The following is a 19974-nucleotide window of genomic DNA, read 5'->3' on the forward strand; positions in this document are numbered from 1 at the left end:
GGAATTGAATACAGCGATTGCCTTTATATTAATTTTCGGTGCACTCGTATTTTTCCATGAGCTAGGGCATCTATATTTCGCAAAAAGAGCAGGTATTTTGTGCCGCGAGTTTGCGATTGGTTTTGGTCCGAAAATATTCTCATTTGAAAAGAATGAAACGGTGTATACGATTCGATTACTGCCCCTTGGTGGCTATGTAAGAATGGCTGGCGAGGATGCGGACACAGTTGAGTTAAAACCTGGAAAAAAGGTTGGGCTTGTATTAAATGAAAAAGAAGAAGTTGTGAAATTAGTTTTTGACGGACATGAAAAATATCCAAATGTTCGTGTCATTGAAGTCGAACAAGCTGATTTAGAGCATAATCTTACAATTTCGGGTTATGAAGAGTACGAGGAAGAGCTGCAAACATTCCGAGTGAATGAAAAAGCTCGTATCATTTCTGCGGGAGAAGAAATTCAAATCGCTCCGTACAATAGACAATTTGGCTCTAAAAAATTGGGCCAACGCGCTCTAACAATCTTTGCAGGTCCTGCAATGAACTTTATTCTAGCATTTGTTATTTTTGTGATTCTTGGATTTATACAAGGAGTTCCTGTTGATAAACCGATGGTCGGAAAAGTAATGGGGAATAGTGCTGCAGAACAAGCTGGATTAAAAGAAAACGATACAATTCAAGCAATCAATGGGAAGAACACTAGTACATGGAAAGATGTTGTAACGATTGTACGTGAAAACCCAAATAAAGAAATTACGTTACATGTAAAGCGTGATAGTGAGCAATTTAATGTGAAAGTAACACCAACGCTTGATAAAGAAGGAAAAGACGAAGTTGGTAGAATTGGTGTTTATTCTCCTGTAGAGAAAACAGTGATGGGTTCTATTAAATCAGGATTTGAACAAACATACGAATGGACGAAACTAATTTTTGATTCTCTTGTGAAATTAGTAACGGGTCAATTTTCTATTAATGAGTTGTCAGGTCCAGTAGGAATTTATAATCTAACAGATCAAGTTGTAGATTATGGATTTACGCGTGTACTAAGTTTAGCGGCAGTTTTAAGTATTAACCTTGGTTTATTTAATTTATTACCAGTCCCAGCTTTAGACGGTGGACGTTTGTTCTTCTTCTTAATTGAAGCGTTACGAGGAAAACCAATTGATCGTCAAAAAGAAGGAATGGTTCACTTTATTGGGTTTGCATTATTAATGTTGCTTATGTTAGTTGTAACATGGAATGACATCCGTAAGTTTTTCTTGTAAAATAAGAAGAAGTTTATAATGAAATAGAGCTCGTAGAATAAAATCCCTCACCTAACTCGAGGTGAGGGATTTTATTGCGTGTAAGAGTAAAATGAAGAGGTGCGAATAAATGAAACAAAGTATGGTATTCAGTCCTACATTACGTGAAGTTCCAGCAGATGCTGAAATTAAGAGTCATCAATTATTACTTCGCGCAGGGTTTATGCGTCAAAATGCTTCTGGTATTTATAGTTTTCTACCATTTGGTTTAAAAGTGTTACACAAAGTAGAACGTATTGTTCGTGAAGAAATGGAGCGCGCAGGGGCAGTAGAACTATTAATGCCAGCTATGCAAGCTTCTGAATTATGGCAAGAATCAGGCCGTTGGTATTCTTACGGATCAGAATTAATGCGTATGAAAGATCGTAATGCACGCGAGTTTGCGCTAGGGGCAACTCATGAGGAAGTAATTACAGATCTTGTACGTGATGAAATTAAATCATACAAAAAACTACCATTAACATTATATCAAATTCAAACAAAATTCCGTGATGAGCAAAGACCACGTTTCGGTTTATTACGCGGAAGAGAATTTTTAATGAAAGATGCGTATTCTTTCCATGCAACACAAGAAAGTTTGGATGAAGTATATAGCAGTTTATACAAAGCGTATTCTAATATCTTTGCTCGTTGTGGTTTGAATTTCCGTGCAGTTATCGCTGATTCTGGAGCAATGGGCGGAAAAGATACACACGAATTTATGGTGTTATCTGATGTAGGTGAAGATACAATTGCGTATTCTAATACATCTGATTATGCGGCAAATATTGAAATGGCTCCTGTTGTTGCTACGTATACGAAGAGTGATGAAGCCGAAAAAGTACTTGAAAAAGTAGCAACTCCAGATCAAAAAGCTATTGAAGAAGTATCTACATTCTTAAATATTGCAGCGGAAAAATGCATTAAATCTATGGTGTTTAAAGTAGATGAGAAATTAGTAGTAGTACTTGTTCGTGGCGATCATGAAGTCAACGATGTAAAAGTGAAGAATGTATACGGAGCTTCAGTCGTTGAGCTTGCTTCACATGAAGACATAAAAGAGTTATTAAACTGTGAAGTGGGTTCTTTAGGACCGATTGGTGTTACAGGGGATATCGAAATTATCGCTGACCATGCTGTAGCATCAATTGTCAATGGATGTTCAGGGGCGAACGAAGAAGGATTCCATTATGTAAATGTAAATCCAGAACGTGATTTTAAAGTAAGTCAATATACAGATTTACGCTTCATCCAAGAAGGAGACCAATCTCCAGATGGAAATGGAACAATTCTTTTCGCACGTGGAATTGAAGTAGGTCATGTATTCAAATTAGGAACTCGTTATAGTGAAGCAATGAACGCAACGTTCCTAGATGAAAACGGAAAAACAAAACCACTTATTATGGGTTGTTACGGTATCGGTGTATCTCGTACAGTGGCAGCAATTGCAGAGCAGTTTAATGATGAGAATGGTTTAGTTTGGCCAAAAGCTGTTGCACCGTTCCATGTGCATGTAATTCCAGTAAATATGAAATCTGATGCACAACGTGAAATGGGTGGAAATATCTACAACTCATTACAAGAGCAAGGATACGAAGTATTACTAGATGATCGTGCAGAACGTGCAGGTGTTAAATTTGCAGATGCAGATTTATTCGGTCTTCCAGTTCGTGTTACAGTTGGTAAAAAAGCAGATGAAGGTATTGTAGAAGTGAAAGTACGTGCTACAGGCGAGTCTGAAGAAGTGAAAGTAGAAGAACTTCAAACATATATTGCTAATATTTTAAAATAAGAAGAGGTACCTCGTAATGAGGTACCTTCTCTTTCTTTGTAAACGTATTTTGTAAAAGAAGAAGGAAGAAATCTTTCTTTGTAGTACGTTTCAATTTATAATAGCAAATGGAAGGAGAGTGCTTATGTCATTAACAAATGAACAACAAGAGCGATTTCAAATTTTGCTCCAACAGTTGCAAATACCAGAAGACCTTATAAATCAATATTTACATGGCGGTGGAATTGAAAAGCTAGTTATTGATAAAGTGAATAAAAGTTGGCATTTTGACTTACAAGTGCCACGTATTTTGCCGACAGAATTATATGAGTTGCTAGAAACAAAGCTTAAGCAATCATTTTCTCATATTGCAAGAACAACATTTGCATTAGAAGCAGAGAATAAACAATTTACAGAAGAAGAAGTGAAGGCATATTGGCCGCTTTGTACAGAACGAATTACATTTTCACCTATGTTCGCGTACTTAAAGAAGCAACTTCCGCAGGTTAATGGCGTGAAGTTGCTATTAAATGTGAATAATGAGCTGGAATCTACTACTTTAAAGAAAAACGTTGCGAAACCAGTAGGTGATCAATACGAAGCTTTTGGATTCCCGCGTTTTCAGTTAGACACACATATAAAGCAAAATGCAGAAGAAATGCAAAAGTTTCGTGAGCAAACACAGGAAGAAGATCGTCAACGAGTTATACAGGCTATGGAAGAGATGGCTAAAAGGCAAGCTGAAGAAAGTGATGTTGTTCATGAAGGACCAGTTGTACTTGGTTATCTTATTAAGCCAGATGAAGAGATTACGCCGCTGCGTGAAATTCAAGATGAAGAAAGAAGAAAAACCGTTCAAGGGTATGTTTTCCATGTAGAGACGAAAGAACTTCGTAGTGGACGTACATTATTAACTTTAAAGATAACTGACTATACGGACTCTATTATGATTAAGATGTTCTCACGTGATAAAGAAGATATCCCGATGTTACAATCCTTGAAAAAAGGAACTTGGGTAAAAGCGCGTGGTTCAGTTCAAAATGATACATTCGTGCGTGATTTAGTTATGATCGCAAATGATATAAATGAAATAACGGGACCTTCTCGTAAAGATAAAGCAAAAGAAGGGGAAAAAAGAGTAGAACTTCATCTTCATACTCCAATGAGTCAAATGGATGCTGTTACTTCTGTTTCTAAGCTCGTTGCCCAAGCCGGAAAATGGGGGCATGAGGCTATTGCAGTTACAGACCATGCTGTTGCACAGTCGTTCCCAGAAGCATATTCTGCTGGTAAAAAGGCTGGAGTTAAAGTTCTATATGGTGTAGAAGCAAATTTAGTTAATGATGGTGTGCCGATAGCATATAACGAAGCGCATCGTCTACTTGCAGAAGAAACATATGTTGTCTTTGACGTTGAGACAACAGGGTTATCTGCTGTATATGATACAGTCATTGAGTTAGCTGCTGTAAAGGTAAAAGGTGGAGAAATTATTGATCGCTTTGAATCTTTCGCAAATCCTCATCAACCATTATCGGCGACGATTATTGAATTAACAGGTATTACAGATGATATGTTAACTGATGCACCAGAAGTGGACGAAGTGTTTAAAAAGTTTGAGGAATGGATGGGTGACCATACACTTGTTGCTCATAACGCAAGCTTCGATATGGGCTTTATTAACGTAGGTTTTAAAAAGGCTGGGATAGAAAAAACGAAAAATCCAGTTCTTGATACGTTAGAACTTGCACGGTTCTTATTCCCGGAAATGAAAAATCATCGATTAAATACGATGTGTAAAAAGCTTGATATTGAATTAACGCAACATCACCGTGCGATTTATGATACAGAAGCAACGGGATATTTACTTGTGAAGATGTTAAAAGATGTAATTGAAAAGGGATTTGAATATCACGATCAACTAAACGATAGTATGGGACAAGGGGATGCATATAAACGTGGGCGTCCAAGTCATATGACATTACTTGCCACATCAGATGTTGGGTTGAAAAATTTATATAAACTTGTTTCATATTCTCACTTGAATTACTTTTATCGTGTACCACGTGTACCACGATCACTATTAAAAAAATATCGTGAAGGCATTATAGTAGGAACAGCTTGTGACAAAGGTGAAGTGTTTGAAGCTATGATGCAAAAAGCGCCTGAAGAAGTAGAAGAAATTGCGCAGTTCTACGATTATATTGAGGTCATGCCTCCAGAAGTGTTACGTCATTTAGTAGAACGTGAACTCGTTCGAGATGAAGGACAGTTAAAAACAATAATTTCTAACCTAGTAAAACTAGGTGAGACGTTAGATAAGCCAGTTGTTGCTACTGGGAATGTGCATTATTTAGATCCAGAGGACGCGATATATCGAAAAATTTTAGTCAGTTCGCAGGGCGGAGCTAATCCGTTAAATCGCCATTCATTACCGCCTGTACATTTCCGTACAACAAATGAAATGCTAGATTGTTTTTCATTCTTAGGTGAAGACAAAGCAAAAGAAATTGTTGTGACAAATACACACAAAATCGCATCATTAATTGGTGATGTTCATCCAGTAAAAGATGATTTATACACACCGAAAATTGAAGGTGCTGATGATGAAACACGTGATATGAGCTATATAATGGCAAGAAGTATCTATGGAGATGAACTACCGGAAATTGTAGAAGCTCGTTTGGAAAAAGAATTGAAAAGTATTATTGGACATGGATTCGCCGTTATTTATTTAATTTCACATAAGCTTGTGAAAAAATCGTTAGTGGACGGTTATCTAGTAGGTTCGCGTGGATCGGTAGGTTCATCATTTGTTGCAACGATGATGGAAATTACAGAAGTAAACCCATTACCACCGCACTATGTATGTCCAAAGTGTAAACAATCAGAGTTCTTTAATGACGGTTCTGTAGGTTCTGGTTTTGATTTACCAGATAAAGAATGCCCAACATGTAATGTTCCATATGTGAAAGATGGGCATGACATTCCTTTCGAAACGTTCCTTGGATTTAAAGGGGATAAGGTACCGGATATCGATTTGAATTTCTCCGGAGAATACCAACCACGCGCCCATAACTATACGAAATTACTGTTCGGTGAAGATTATGTATACCGCGCAGGAACAATTGGTACGGTTGCGGAAAAAACCGCTTATGGGTATGTGAAAGGTTATGCTAATGATCATAACTTAACAATTCGAAATGCAGAGATTGATCGCTTAGTTGCGGGATGTACAGGTGTAAAGCGTACGACCGGACAGCATCCAGGTGGTATTATCGTTGTACCAGATTACATGGATATTTTTGACTTTTCACCAATTCAGTTTCCGGCTGATTCAATAGGTGCTGAGTGGAGAACAACGCACTTTGACTTCCACTCAATTCATGATAATTTATTGAAACTTGATATATTAGGACACGATGATCCGACTGTTATTCGTATGCTTCAAGATTTAAGTGGTATTGACCCGAAAACAATCCCAACGGATGATCCAGAAGTAATGAAAATTTTCTCTGGTCCAGAATCTTTAGGGGTAACGGAAGAACAAATTAACTGTAAAACAGGTACACTTGGTATACCAGAGTTTGGTACGAAATTCGTAAGACAAATGTTAGAAGAAACGAAACCAACGACGTTTTCAGAGCTTGTCCAAATTTCTGGACTATCCCATGGTACAGATGTATGGTTAGGTAATGCGAATGAATTAATTTATAACGGTACGTGTACACTGAGTGAAGTTATCGGTTGTCGTGATGACATCATGGTATATTTAATTTATCAAGGCTTGGATCCATCATTAGCCTTCAAAATCATGGAGTCGGTACGTAAAGGTAAAGGTGTACCAGAAGAATGGGAAGAGGAAATGAGAAATAACAATGTACCAGGTTGGTATATTGATTCATGTAAGAAGATTAAGTACATGTTCCCTAAAGCCCATGCGGCTGCTTACGTACTTATGGCTGTACGTATTGCATACTTTAAAGTACATTTCGCACTTTTATTCTATGCGGCATATTTTACAGTTCGTGCAGATGACTTTGATGTAGAGGCGATGGCGAAAGGTTCAGCATCCATACGTGTAAAAATTGATGAAATTGCACAAAAAGGATTGGATGCAGCACCGAAAGAGAAGAGTTTATTAACGGTACTGGAAATGACACTTGAAATGTGTGAGCGTGGTTATTCATTCCAAAAGGTTGATTTATACCGCTCGCATGCAACCGAATTTATAATTGATGGGGATACTTTAATTCCTCCATTTAATGCAGTTCCTGGTCTTGGTACAAACGCAGCTTTCAGTATTGTTGAAGCTCGTAAAAATGGTGATTTCTTATCAAAAGAAGACTTACAGCAGCGCAGTAAGGTTTCTAAAACGATTATTGAGTATTTAGATGGTCAAGGTTGTCTAGGAGATTTACCGGATCAAAACCAATTGTCACTGTTCTAATAGGTAGGAAAAATCTTTGCAAATCAACATTTGCTATGGTATACTATAAACCGAGATAACCATGTCATGTATATTTTGTGAAAAAGAGAGTGGGGAAACCCACTCTTTCGTGTTACTATCTACATTTTGCTTATGTAGATAGTAATGATATTTCTGTCGTATATACATATTTTGTTACAAGTTTTACTTCTTAAATTTGGTAATACTAAGACAGATATTCCCTGCTTAACGGCAGGGGCTTTTGTTAGCTAACGAGAAAGAATAAGATAGACCGTCTTTATGAACGGGATCTTTTCTTGTAAATGGTACATGGCGGCAGGAAGGAGGCTGTTTATGGATAAGAAAGTCACAGAAATTGTAGAAGCATTTGCGCAGCCAATCGTTGAAGAGTTAAATCTTGAACTTGTAGATGTAGAGTATGTGCAAGAAGGACAAGACTGGTTCTTACGCGTATTCATTGATTCTGAAAAGGGAGTCGAAATTGAAGAATGCGGTGCGGTAAGTGAACGTTTAAGCGAAGCTTTAGATAAAGAGGATCCAATTCCTCATCTTTACTTTTTGGATGTATCATCTCCTGGAGCGGAACGCCCATTAAAGAAAGAGAAAGACTTCCAGCAAGCGGTAGGAAAACAAGTGGCAATTAAAACATATAAGCCGATTGATGGTGAGAAGATGTTTGAAGGAAAGCTACTTTCCTACGACGGTACTACAATTACACTACTATTAACAATTAAAACACGTAAAAAAGAAATCCAAATTCCAATGGATAAAGTTGCAAATGCGCGACTTGCTGTTACGTTTTAGTAAGAAGGGGGATCTTCATGAGCACTGAGTTGTTAGATGCTTTGCTCGTATTAGAGTCAGAAAAAGGTATTAGCAAAGATATTATTATTGATGCGATTGAAGCAGCATTAATCTCTGCTTATAAACGCAATTTTAACCAAGCACAAAACGTTCGTGTGAGCTTTAACCCAGAAGTGGGAACAATTCAAGTTTTAGCACGTAAGGACGTTGTGGATAATGTATTTGATCCACGTCTTGAAATCTCTGTAGAAGAGGCAAGACAAATTAATCCAAACTACCAAGATGGCGATGTACTAGAAATTGAAGTAACGCCAAAAGATTTTGGTCGTATTGCAGCGCAAACTGCAAAACAAGTTGTAACACAGCGAGTTCGTGAGGCGGAACGTGGTGTTATTTATTCAGAATTTAGTGATCGTGAAGAAGACATTATGGTTGGTATTGTACAGCGCCAAGATGCTCGTTTCATCTATGTAAGCTTAGGTAAAGTAGAAGCTTTATTACCTGTAAGTGAGCAAATGCCAAATGAGCAATATAAACCACATGATCGTATTCGCGTATTTATTACAAAAGTAGAAAAGACAACAAAAGGACCACAAATTTACGTATCACGTACACATCCTGGTCTTTTAAAACGTTTATTCGAAATGGAAGTTCCAGAAATTTATGATGGAACTGTAGAAATTCGCTCTGTAGCACGTGAAGCAGGCGACCGTTCTAAAATTTCTGTATATGCAGAGAATATCGATGTTGATCCAGTAGGTTCTTGTGTAGGACCGAAAGGACAACGTGTACAACGCGTTGTAGATGAACTAAAAGGTGAAAAGATTGACATCGTTCGCTGGTCGAATGACCCAGTTGAATATGTTGCAAATGCTTTAAGTCCATCACAGGTTGTTAAAGTACTTGTAGATGAAGCAGAGAAAGCAACAACTGTTGTTGTTCCAGACCACCAGCTTTCATTAGCGATTGGTAAGCGTGGACAAAATGCGCGTCTTGCAGCTAAATTAACAGGCTGGAAAATTGATATTAAAAGTGAGTCTGATGCGAAACAACTTGGTATTGTGACAGAAGAAGATAGCGTAATCGCATTCGGATTCGATTCAGTTGAAGACGAAATCGAATAGAGGTGATGAGTATGAGCAATCGAAAAGTTCCGTTACGAAAATGTATTGCGACGCAAGAGATGAAATCAAAACGAGAGCTAGTTCGCATTGTTCGTTCCAAAGAGGGCGAAGTGTCTATTGATTTATCAGGAAAAAAATCAGGACGAGGTGCATATTTATCAAAAGATAAAGAAAGCATTATTCAAGCCCAAAAGAAAAATATTTTGGAACATCATCTAAAAGCGAAAATCGACAGTTCTCTGTACGAAGAGCTTCTTGAGCTTGTTGAGAAGGAGTCGAAATAAGTGTCTGATTGGAAATCATTTTTAGGACTAGCAAACCGCGCTCGAAAAATTATTTCGGGTGAAGAACTCGTTTTAAAAGAAGTACGAAGTGGCAAAGCAAAGCTAGTATTGCTTTCTGAAGATGCGTCAGCGAACACTACAAAACGCATCATTGATAAAACCACGTACTACAACATACCAATGAGAAAAGTAGAAAATCGACAACAATTAGGGCATGCGATTGGGAGAGACGAGCGAGTCGTTGTAGCTGTTTTAGATGAAGGCTTTGCGAAAAAGCTACGTAGCATGCTCGATACAAATTACCGGGGGTGAAGGTATGAGTAAAATTCGAGTACATGAATATGCAAAAAAAAATAATATCTCAAGTAAAGATCTTATGACAAAACTAAAAGAGATGAATATCGAGGTTTCGAATCATATGACAATGTTAGAAGATGAAGTAGTAAACAAATTAGATAATCAATATAACACTGGAGCGGAAAAACCTTCTGTTGCAGATGAGTTTGAAGTAGAAGAGAAAGTTGTTCGCAGTAAAAAGAACAGCAATAAGAAGAAGAAAAAAGGCAAAGAAAATGAAGACAAACGTCAAGATAACTTTGCTGGAAGACAACAAACGCAAATAGTAGAAACACCAGATAAAATCACTTTCTCTGGAAGCCTTACAGTAGGTGACCTTGCTAAAAAGTTAAGCAAAGAGCCATCTGAAATTATTAAAAAGCTCTTCATGCTAGGAATTATGGCAACAATTAACCAAGACTTAGATAAAGATACAATTGAGTTAATTGCAACTGATTACGGTATTGAAGTAGAAGAAGAAGTAGTTGTAAGTGAAACTGAATTTGAAACATTCATCGATGAGCAAGATGATGAAGAAAACTTAAAAGAACGTCCAGCTGTTGTTACAATTATGGGACACGTTGACCATGGTAAAACAACATTGCTTGACTCTATCCGTAATTCAAAAGTAACTGCTGGCGAAGCTGGTGGAATTACTCAGCATATCGGTGCATACCAAGTTGATGTAAATGATAAGAAAATTACGTTCTTAGATACACCAGGTCACGCGGCATTTACAACAATGCGTGCTCGTGGTGCACAAGTAACAGATATTACAATTCTTGTTGTTGCAGCTGATGACGGTGTTATGCCGCAAACAGTTGAAGCGATTAGCCATGCGAAAGCAGCTGGAGTACCAATTATTGTTGCTGTGAATAAAATGGATAAACCAGCGGCAAATCCTGATCGTGTAATGCAAGAATTAACAGAATATGAATTAGTTCCAGAAGCTTGGGGCGGAGACACGATTTTCGTACCAATTTCTGCAATTCAAGGCGAGGGAATTGACAACTTACTAGAAATGATCCTTCTTGTGAGTGAAGTAGAAGAATATAAAGCAAATCCAAATCGCTATGCAGCTGGTACTGTAATTGAAGCGCAGCTTGATAAAGGTAAAGGAACTATCGCGACATTACTTGTTCAAAATGGTACACTTCGAGTTGGAGATCCAATTGTTGTTGGAACATCATTCGGTCGTGTTCGTGCAATGGTAAGTGATATTGGTCGTCGTGTAAAAGTTGCTGGTCCATCAACTCCTGTTGAAATTACAGGTTTAAATGAAGTGCCACAAGCGGGAGATCGTTTCATGGCATTCGCTGATGAGAAGAAAGCTCGTCAAATCGGTGAATCACGTGCACAAGAAGCGTTAGTTGCACAACGTGGTGAGAAATCTAAATTCAGCCTGGAAGATTTATTCCAACAAATCCAAGAGGGCGATGTAAAAGAAATTAACTTAATCGTGAAAGCAGACGTACAAGGTTCTGTAGAAGCAATGGCAGCATCACTTCGTAAAATTGATGTTGAAGGCGTAAAAGTGAAAATTATCCATACAGGCGTAGGTGCGATTACAGAATCTGATATTATTTTAGCTTCTGCATCTAATGCAATTGTAATTGGATTTAACGTACGCCCTGATGTGAATGCGAAGCGTACAGCTGAATTAGAGAAAGTTGATGTTCGTTTACACCGTATTATCTATAAAGTAATCGAAGAAATTGAATCAGCAATGCAAGGTATGCTGGATCCAGAATTCGAAGAAAAAGTAATCGGTCAAGCGGAAGTTCGTCAAACATTCAAAGTAACAAAAGTTGGAACAATCGCAGGTTGTTACGTAATAGACGGTAAAATTACACGTGATAGTGGCGTTCGTATTATCCGTGATGGCGTAGTAGTCTTTGAAGGAAAACTTGATACGTTAAAACGTTTCAAAGATGACGTAAAAGAAGTTGCACAAAACTATGAGTGTGGTATTACAATTGAGAGATATAATGATCTTAAAGAAGGGGACATCATTGAAGCATACGTTATGGAAGAAGTGAAGCGATGATTATCGCTTCACTCTCATTCGAGTGTATGATTTACGATGTGCATTCTTTAAAAGAGAAACGAGCAATTTTGCAACGTGTGTTAACTCGTGTGAAACAGCGCTATAATGTAGCTGTTTCTGAAGTTGGGCATCAAGATGTATGGCAACGTACAGAAATTGCAATTGTTTCCGTATCCTCAAATCGTGTTGTCTGTGAAAAAGAAATGAATCGTGTACTTGAGTATATCGATTCATTTCCTGAAATTGAACGTACGATAACACATTTGGAATGGTATTGAATGAGGTGAAGAGTTATGAAATTACGTGCGAACCGTGTGGGCGAGCAAATGAAAAAAGAATTAGGCGACATTATCAGTCGTAAAATTAAAGACCCACGTATTGGATTTGTTACAGTAACAGATGTACAAGTAAGTGGAGATTTACAAATTGCTAAAGTATATATTTCTGTTTTAGGTGACGAAGAACAGAAAGAAAATACATTAAAAGGTTTAGCGAAGGCAAAAGGCTTTATTCGTTCAGAAATTGGCCAACGTATTCGTCTTCGTAAAACACCGGAAATTTCCTTCGAGTTTGATGAGTCTATCGGATATGGTCATCGAATTGATACACTTTTACATCAAATTAATAAAGACGGTAAACGTGAAGAATAATGGATAGACATTTGTCTATCCATTTTTTCAATGTAAAATAAGTTTTGCATAATTGCAATTACTACAAAAGAATAACGATGAGGTGAATATATGGAAGGTGTAGTATTATTACATAAGCCAAAGGGAATGACATCACATGATTGTGTGTTCAAATTAAGAAAGATATTGCGTGAGAAACGAATTGGTCATACAGGGACACTGGATCCAGATGTAACAGGAGTATTACCTATTTGCGTTGGGCGTGCAACAAAAATCGCGCAATTTTTGACAAGTGAAACAAAAACATACGAAGGTGAAGTGACATTAGGATTTTCAACAACAACAGAAGATGCTTCTGGTGAGGTTGTGGAGAAACAAGATGTAAATCGTGTCATTACACGTAAAGAAGTAGAAGAGGTACTAGCGGAACTAACAGGGACAATTGAACAAATGCCACCGATGTTCTCAGCTGTAAAAGTTAACGGAAAAAAACTATACGAATATGCAAGGGCAGGACAAGAAGTTGAACGTCCAGTTCGTACAATTACAATTCATGAATTTGTATTACTTGATGAACGTGAAGTTTTTGAAGGAGAAAACATTTCATTTCGTTTCCGTGTAACGTGTAGTAAAGGAACATATGTAAGAACACTAGCAGTAATGATTGGTGAAAAACTTGGATTTCCATCACATATGTCTCACCTTGTAAGAACAGCATCAGGTGAATTTTTACTAGAAGATTGCATATCATTTGAAGAAATTGAAGAAAACGTGCAAAATGGAACAGTAGAGTCTAGTTTCATCTCAATTGATGAGGCGCTAAGTAAGTTTCCAAAAATGGTTGTAGATGAAAAGCAAGCTGAAAAAATTAAGAACGGTATGTTCTTAAAGAATGAATTAGGAACAACAGCACCATTTATTACAGTATTTGATAAAAATGATCGTTGCTTAGCAATTTATGAGCATCACCCAAAACACCCTGGCATGCTAAAGCCAATGAAAGTACTTGTGAATAATCAAGAACTAAAGCTATAATGAATTATTGGAAGGATTATTACAGAAAAAGGTGAATTCAAGCGTGAAACTTATTCATTTAACTCATCCACATGAACAAAATAAAATAGAATTACCACCTACTGTAATGGCATTAGGATATTTTGATGGCATTCATTTAGGACATCAACGTGTGATTCGAACAGCGAAAAAAATAGCGGATGAAAGAGGATGTAAAAGTGCTGTCATGACGTTCCATCCACACCCATCTGTTGTATTAGGGAAAAAAGAAGCGCATGTGGAGTATATTACACCGATGCGTCTTAAAGAAGAAATCATCGCAAGTTTAGGAATTGATATCTTATATGTGGTGAAATTCGATGAGCCATTTGCTGGATTATTGCCACAACAGTTTGTCGATGAGTATATTATCGGTTTAAATGTAAAGCATGTAGTAGCAGGCTTTGATTATTCATATGGACGTTTAGGAAAAGGGAAGATGGAGACTTTACCATTTCATGCAAGAGGGGAGTTTACACAAACCGTGATCGAAAAAGTTGAATATCAAGAAGAAAAAGTAAGTTCTACTTCATTACGAAAGTTAATTCGAAACGGTGAAATGGAACAAATTCCATCTATTTTAGGGAGAGCTTACACGGTAGAAGGAACAGTTGTACACGGTGATAAGCGTGGACGTCAAATTGGTTTTCCGACTGCAAATGTAGGTTTAAGTGATGAATATCTGTTGCCATCTGTAGGTGTATATGCGGTAAGGTTGAAGGTTCATGATGAATGGCATGATGGTGTATGTAATATCGGATATAAACCAACTTTCAAAGAGAATGAGCGTCAATTATCTATTGAAGTACATCTATTTGAATTTAATAAAGACATATACGATCAAAGTGTTACAGTGGAGTGGCACATGCGTATAAGAGAAGAAAAAAAGTTTAATGGAATTGATGAGTTAGTTGCGCAAATCGCTCAAGATAAAAAGGTTGCTCAAGAATATTTTGCGAGCGTAAAGAATATACTTGCTTTTTCAAATGAAAAGTAGTATTCTATGTTATGTACTTTATGACAACCATTACTTGGCATTGCGACTCACCGATGCTTGCTAGGTAACTGGGGGTTTAATTATTAGGAGGTGAAATAGGATGGCTTTAACACAAGAGCGTAAAAATGAAATCATTGCACAATTTAGAACTCATGAGACTGATACTGGTTCTCCAGAGGTTCAAATTGCTGTCCTAACGGAGCAAATTAACACTCTAAACGAGCACTTACGTACTCACAAGAAGGATCATCATTCACGTCGTGGTCTATTAAAGATGGTTGGTAAACGTCGTAACTTACTTACTTACCTTCGTAATAGCGATATCACACGTTACCGTGAATTAATCACAAAGCTTGGCTTACGTCGATAGTCAAAGAAGCGGGAATATTCCCGCTTTTTTGTTAGGTAAAAATATATCTTCTACTCTTTATAGCTTACTTAATTTTCGGCAATACTAGAGGAAAGAATATTGTGATATACTATCCATTTACATAGAAGAATTGAATATTTTAAATTGAGAGGGGTACTTAAATGAGTCAGGAAAAGCAAGTCTTCTCGATAGATTTAGCTGGTCGTCAGCTAACAATTGAAACAAGTCAGCTTGCAAAACAAGCAAACGGAGCAGTATTAGTAAGATATGGCGACACAGCAGTTCTATCTACAGCAACTGCATCAAAAGAGCCAAAAAATGTAGATTTCTTCCCGCTTACAGTAAACTATGAAGAGCGTTTATATGCAGTCGGAAAAATCCCAGGCGGTTTTATTAAGCGCGAAGGCCGTCCAAGTGAAAAAGCAATTTTAGCAAGTCGTTTAATTGACCGTCCACTCCGCCCGCTTTTCGCAGATGGTTTCCGTAATGAAGTACAAGTTGTCAGCATCGTAATGAGTGTTGATCAAGACTGTTCTTCTGAGATGGCAGCTATGCTTGGTTCTTCATTAGCATTATCTATTTCAGATATTCCATTTGAAGGTCCAATCGCAGGTGCGACAGTTGGTCGTATTAATGGCGAGTTCGTTATTAATCCAACAGTAGAACAGCAAGAACAAAGTGATATTCACCTTGTTGTAGCTGGTACGAAAGATGCAATTAACATGGTTGAAGCAGGAGCGGATCAAGTACCTGAAGAAACAATGTTAGAAGCAATTATGTTCGGACACGATGAAATTAAACGTCTAATTGCATTCCAAGAAGAGATTGTACAAGCTGTCGGTAAAGAGAAAACAGCAGTGAAACTTTATGAAGTGGATGCTGATTTGAACCAAGCTGTACGTGAAATGGCTGAGACAGATATGCATTCTGCAATTCAAGTGCACGAAAAACATGCACGTGAAGATGCAATTAGCGTAGTGAAAAAGCGTGTAATTGAGCATTACGAAGCTGAGGAAGCTGATGCTGATACATTAGGACAAGTAAGTGAGATTTTATATAAAATTGTAAAAGAAGAAGTACGTCGTCTTATTACAGTTGAAAAAATCCGCCCAGATGGTCGTAAAGGTGACGAAATTCGTCCTTTAGCATCAGAGGTTGGCATTTTATCTCGTACACATGGTTCTGGTCTATTCACACGTGGACAAACGCAAGCATTAAGTATTTGTACATTAGGTGCATTAGGCGATGTGCAAATTTTAGATGGTCTAGGTGTAGAAGAGTCAAAACGCTTTATGCACCATTATAATTTCCCTTCATTTAGTGTTGGTGAAACAAGACCAATGCGTGGACCAGGTCGTCGTGAAATTGGTCACGGTGCACTAGGAGAACGTGCTCTTGAACCTGTACTTCCATCTGAAAAGGATTTCCCATATACAGTTCGTCTTGTATCTGAAGTATTAGAATCAAATGGTTCAACTTCACAAGCGAGTATTTGCGGTAGTACATTAGCGATGATGGATGCGGGTGTACCACTTAAAGCGCCAGTTGCTGGTATTGCAATGGGTCTAGTGAAATCTGGTGAGCATTACACAATTTTAACAGATATTCAAGGAATGGAAGATCATTTAGGTGATATGGACTTTAAAGTAGCAGGTACTGCAAAAGGTGTAACTGCACTACAAATGGACATTAAAATCGATGGTTTATCTCGTGAGATTTTAGAAGAAGCATTACAACAAGCGAAAGTTGGTCGTATGCACATTCTAGATCACATGTTATCTGTTATCGCTGAACCTCGCATTGAGTTATCTGCGTATGCTCCGAAGATTATTACAATGGCAATTAACCCAGATAAAATTCGTGATGTTATTGGACCAAGTGGTAAACAGATTAATAAAATCATTGAAGAAACTGGCGTTAAAATTGACATCGAGCAAGATGGTACAGTATTCATTTCATCAATTAATCAAGAGATGAATGAAAAAGCGAAGAAAATTATCGAAGATATCGTTCGCGAAGTACAAGTAGGCGAAATCTACTTAGGAAAAGTTAAACGTGTTGAAAAATTCGGTGCGTTCGTTGAATTATTTAGCGGTAAAGATGGACTTGTTCACATCTCTGAACTTGCACTTGAGCGTGTAGGTAAGGTAGAAGACGTTGTGAAAATCGGTGATGAGATTTCAGTTAAAGTTATCGAGATTGACAAACAAGGTCGTGTAAACTTATCTAGAAAAGTATTGCTAAAAGAAGAGCAAGAAAAAGAAGCTGCTAAAGAAGAAGTGGCTAAAGAAGAAAACGCACAAGAGCAACAATAAGTGAAAGCCAGTTTAGCTGGCTTTTTTTGTTATATAAAAAATGTGATTCATTTAGATTTTTATGTGAGTATAGGTATAGTTTTCATCATAACGCTCAAATTAACAAAGATAAGAAGAAAATGGTTTCTTTTTTTATAGTTAATGGGAGGGTTTATATGAAAGCTCGTATATTAGCGTACATATTTATATTTTCTTTATATGTGGGTTTTGGCTCTTATTCCGTTTTTGCGCAGGATAACTTGCATGAAGAGATTCAAAAGCATGTAAAACAGTACGAGATTATGCCGCAAAATGCGATGATTGATAAGATTTGGAAGGCGACGCCTGGGTATAATGGAAAACAAGTGGATATAGAAGCGTCCTATAATAATATGAAGAAAATCAAGAAGTTTGATCAAAAACAACTTGAATTTAAGGAAGTATCACCGAGTGTTCACTTAGAAGATTTACCACCAGCTCCCATTTATCGAGGACATCCAAATAAAAAAATGGTGGGATTAACAATTAATGTGGCCTGGGGTAATGAGTATTTGCCACGTATATTAGAGGTATTGAAAAAACATGATGTGAAGGCGACTTTCTTTTTAGAAGGACGCTGGGTGAAAGAAAACTTACGATTTGCCAAAATGATTGTCGATGCAAATCAAGAAGTAGGAAATCATTCTTACACACACCCTGATATGAAAACGCTGTCTACAGATGAAATACGAGATCAATTACAAAAAACGAATCGAATGATAGAAGCAGCTACAAATCAGAAAGTGAGATGGTTTGCTCCGCCAAGCGGAAGCTTTCGGGATGAGGTAGTAAAAATAGCGGATGATTTCCAAATGGGGACGATTATGTGGACTGTAGATACAATTGATTGGAAGCGGCCAGAACCGGGTGTGTTATTGCAGAGAGTAATGCGAAAAATACATCCAGGTGCTATTGTGCTAATGCATCCTACTTCATCTACAACAGAAGCGCTAGATACTATGATTAAAAATTTAAAGGAACAAGGATATAAAGTGGGGAATATTACAGAATTACTAGATGAAAAACGTGTGGATTAAATACATTTGCATGACATTCATCTCTAAACTTGTTATCATTAAATAATAGCAATTATTTAGAGAAACTGGCATTAGGAGGAAAGTTTTTGATTAAAAAATATACTTGTAAAAATGGTGTAAGAATTGTTATGGAGAATATACCAACTGTACGCTCAGTTGCGATTGGTATATGGATCCACGCAGGTTCAAGAAATGAAAATGAAAAAAATAATGGGGTTTCACACTTCCTAGAACATATGTTCTTTAAAGGGACAGAAACGCGAAGTGCAAGAGAGATTGCAGAATCATTTGATAGCATTGGTGGACAAGTAAATGCTTTTACTTCAAAAGAATATACATGTTACTATGCAAAAGTGCTAGATGAGCATGCTAAATACGCGTTAGATGTTTTAGCAGATATGTTCTTTAATTCAACATTTGATGAGGAAGAACTGAAAAAAGAGAAGAATGTTGTATGTGAAGAAATAAAAATGTACGAAGATGCGCCAGATGATATTGTGCATGATATGTTAACGAAAGCAACATATGAAACGCATCCGCTTGGATATCCTATTTTAGGAACAGAAGAAACGCTTGAAACATTTACAGGTGATACGTTACGTCAATATATGAAAGATCATTACACACCTGAAAATGTTGTTGTATCAATTGCAGGAAATATTGATGAAGCATTTTTACAAAATGTAGAGCAATATTTCGGTAATTACGAAGGAACAACAAATCGTGAACAAGTACATAGCCCAATCTTCCATTTCAATAAAGTAGCACGTAAGAAAGAAACAGAACAAGCTCATTTATGTTTAGGATATAAAGGCTTGCAAATGGGTCACGAAGATATTTATAACTTAATTGTATTAAATAATGTTTTAGGCGGTAGTATGAGTAGCCGTTTATTCCAAGAAGTACGTGAGCAACGTGGATTGGCGTACTCAGTATTCTCTTATCACTCTTCTTATGAAGATACAGGAATGTTAACACTTTACGGTGGAACAGGTAGCAAACAATTAGATACACTATATGAAACAATGCAAGAAACGTTAAATACGTTGAAAAATACAGGTATTACAGAAAAAGAGCTTGTTAACAGTAAAGAACAATTAAAAGGAAACTTAATGTTAAGTTTAGAAAGTACGAATAGTCGTATGAGCCGTAATGGTAAAAACGAATTGCTTCTTCGTAAACATCGTTCTCTTGATGAGATTATTGAAAGTGTAAACACTGTAACAAAGCAAAATGTAGACGAGTTAATTCGTAACATGTTTACTGATGAATTCTCTGCGGCACTTATTAGTCCAGATGGAAAACTGCCAAAAGGAATGAAACTTTAATCGATTTTGTAATTCATTCGCTTTCGGAAATAACCGTATCTCTTTTATATGAGATACGGTTATTTTTTTTATATATGCAGAATAGGTACTTATTATAGGATAACCTTCATAAAAAGTAGGATAGGGGGAGATTTA

General features: G+C 37.1%; 16 protein-coding genes. All 16 read left to right on the forward strand.

Going from position 1 to position 19974, the window contains the following annotated elements:
- Positions 1 to 4: 4 nt before the first annotated feature.
- The 16 genes from rseP to ACFVQC_RS05585 all read left to right on the forward strand — a co-directional run bounded on the left by rseP (position 5) and on the right by ACFVQC_RS05585 (position 19839).
- Positions 5 to 1261 (forward strand): RIP metalloprotease RseP, encoded by a 1257-nt coding sequence (gene rseP, locus ACFVQC_RS05510; protein WP_002146100.1) that lies wholly within the window; start codon positions 5 to 7, stop codon positions 1259 to 1261.
- Between the two features lie 109 nt (positions 1262 to 1370).
- Complete coding sequence (locus ACFVQC_RS05515) at positions 1371 to 3071, forward strand: proline--tRNA ligase (protein ID WP_377892089.1); 1701 nt, start codon at positions 1371 to 1373, stop codon at positions 3069 to 3071.
- Between the two features lie 124 nt (positions 3072 to 3195).
- Positions 3196 to 7497: a PolC-type DNA polymerase III gene (locus tag ACFVQC_RS05520; protein WP_377897580.1), complete on the forward strand. Its 4302-nt coding sequence runs from the start codon at positions 3196 to 3198 to the stop codon at positions 7495 to 7497.
- Between the two features lie 333 nt (positions 7498 to 7830).
- Positions 7831 to 8301 carry a ribosome maturation factor RimP gene (rimP, locus tag ACFVQC_RS05525; protein ID WP_002146103.1) on the forward strand — a complete coding sequence of 157 codons (471 nt, stop codon included), beginning with the start codon at positions 7831 to 7833 and terminating at the stop codon, positions 8299 to 8301.
- 17 nt (positions 8302 to 8318) lie between these two features.
- On the forward strand, positions 8319 to 9425 hold the full coding sequence (gene nusA, locus ACFVQC_RS05530) for a transcription termination factor NusA (RefSeq protein ID WP_002137928.1): 1107 nt from the start codon (positions 8319 to 8321) through the stop codon (positions 9423 to 9425).
- A gap of 11 nt (positions 9426 to 9436) precedes the next feature.
- Positions 9437 to 9709: an RNase P modulator RnpM gene (gene rnpM / locus ACFVQC_RS05535; RefSeq protein ID WP_002088161.1), complete on the forward strand. Its 273-nt coding sequence runs from the start codon at positions 9437 to 9439 to the stop codon at positions 9707 to 9709.
- Positions 9710 to 10021 carry a YlxQ family RNA-binding protein gene (locus ACFVQC_RS05540; RefSeq protein ID WP_001286519.1) on the forward strand — a complete coding sequence of 104 codons (312 nt, stop codon included), beginning with the start codon at positions 9710 to 9712 and terminating at the stop codon, positions 10019 to 10021.
- 4 nt (positions 10022 to 10025) lie between these two features.
- Positions 10026 to 12092, forward strand: coding sequence for a translation initiation factor IF-2 (gene infB, locus ACFVQC_RS05545; RefSeq protein WP_002088159.1), 2067 nt, complete (start codon positions 10026 to 10028; stop codon positions 12090 to 12092).
- Positions 12089 to 12370 (forward strand): DUF503 domain-containing protein, encoded by a 282-nt coding sequence (locus ACFVQC_RS05550; RefSeq protein WP_002088157.1) that lies wholly within the window; start codon positions 12089 to 12091, stop codon positions 12368 to 12370. Before infB ends, ACFVQC_RS05550 begins: the two co-directional genes overlap by 4 nt.
- 15 nt (positions 12371 to 12385) lie before the next feature.
- Complete coding sequence (gene rbfA, locus ACFVQC_RS05555; RefSeq protein ID WP_002146104.1) at positions 12386 to 12742, forward strand: 30S ribosome-binding factor RbfA; 357 nt, start codon at positions 12386 to 12388, stop codon at positions 12740 to 12742.
- Positions 12743 to 12832: 90 nt separating this feature from the next.
- Positions 12833 to 13756 carry a tRNA pseudouridine(55) synthase TruB gene (truB, locus tag ACFVQC_RS05560; RefSeq protein ID WP_002146105.1) on the forward strand — a complete coding sequence of 308 codons (924 nt, stop codon included), beginning with the start codon at positions 12833 to 12835 and terminating at the stop codon, positions 13754 to 13756.
- A gap of 43 nt (positions 13757 to 13799) precedes the next feature.
- On the forward strand, positions 13800 to 14771 hold the full coding sequence (gene ribF, locus ACFVQC_RS05565) for a bifunctional riboflavin kinase/FAD synthetase (protein WP_002146106.1): 972 nt from the start codon (positions 13800 to 13802) through the stop codon (positions 14769 to 14771).
- Between the two features lie 100 nt (positions 14772 to 14871).
- On the forward strand, positions 14872 to 15141 hold the full coding sequence (rpsO, locus tag ACFVQC_RS05570; RefSeq protein ID WP_001229392.1) for a 30S ribosomal protein S15: 270 nt from the start codon (positions 14872 to 14874) through the stop codon (positions 15139 to 15141).
- Positions 15142 to 15302: 161 nt separating this feature from the next.
- Positions 15303 to 17456, forward strand: coding sequence for a polyribonucleotide nucleotidyltransferase (gene pnp, locus ACFVQC_RS05575; RefSeq protein ID WP_377892102.1), 2154 nt, complete (start codon positions 15303 to 15305; stop codon positions 17454 to 17456).
- Between the two features lie 155 nt (positions 17457 to 17611).
- Entirely contained in the window at positions 17612 to 18511 is a 900-nt protein-coding gene (locus ACFVQC_RS05580) for a polysaccharide deacetylase family protein (protein ID WP_002111361.1), read from the forward strand.
- 86 nt (positions 18512 to 18597) lie between these two features.
- Complete coding sequence (locus ACFVQC_RS05585; protein WP_002146110.1) at positions 18598 to 19839, forward strand: M16 family metallopeptidase; 1242 nt, start codon at positions 18598 to 18600, stop codon at positions 19837 to 19839.
- Positions 19840 to 19974: the final 135 nt, after the last annotated feature.

It is taken from the genome of Bacillus sp. NPDC057893, assembly GCF_042796455.1.
GTDB lineage: Bacteria > Bacillota > Bacilli > Bacillales > Bacillaceae_G > Bacillus_A.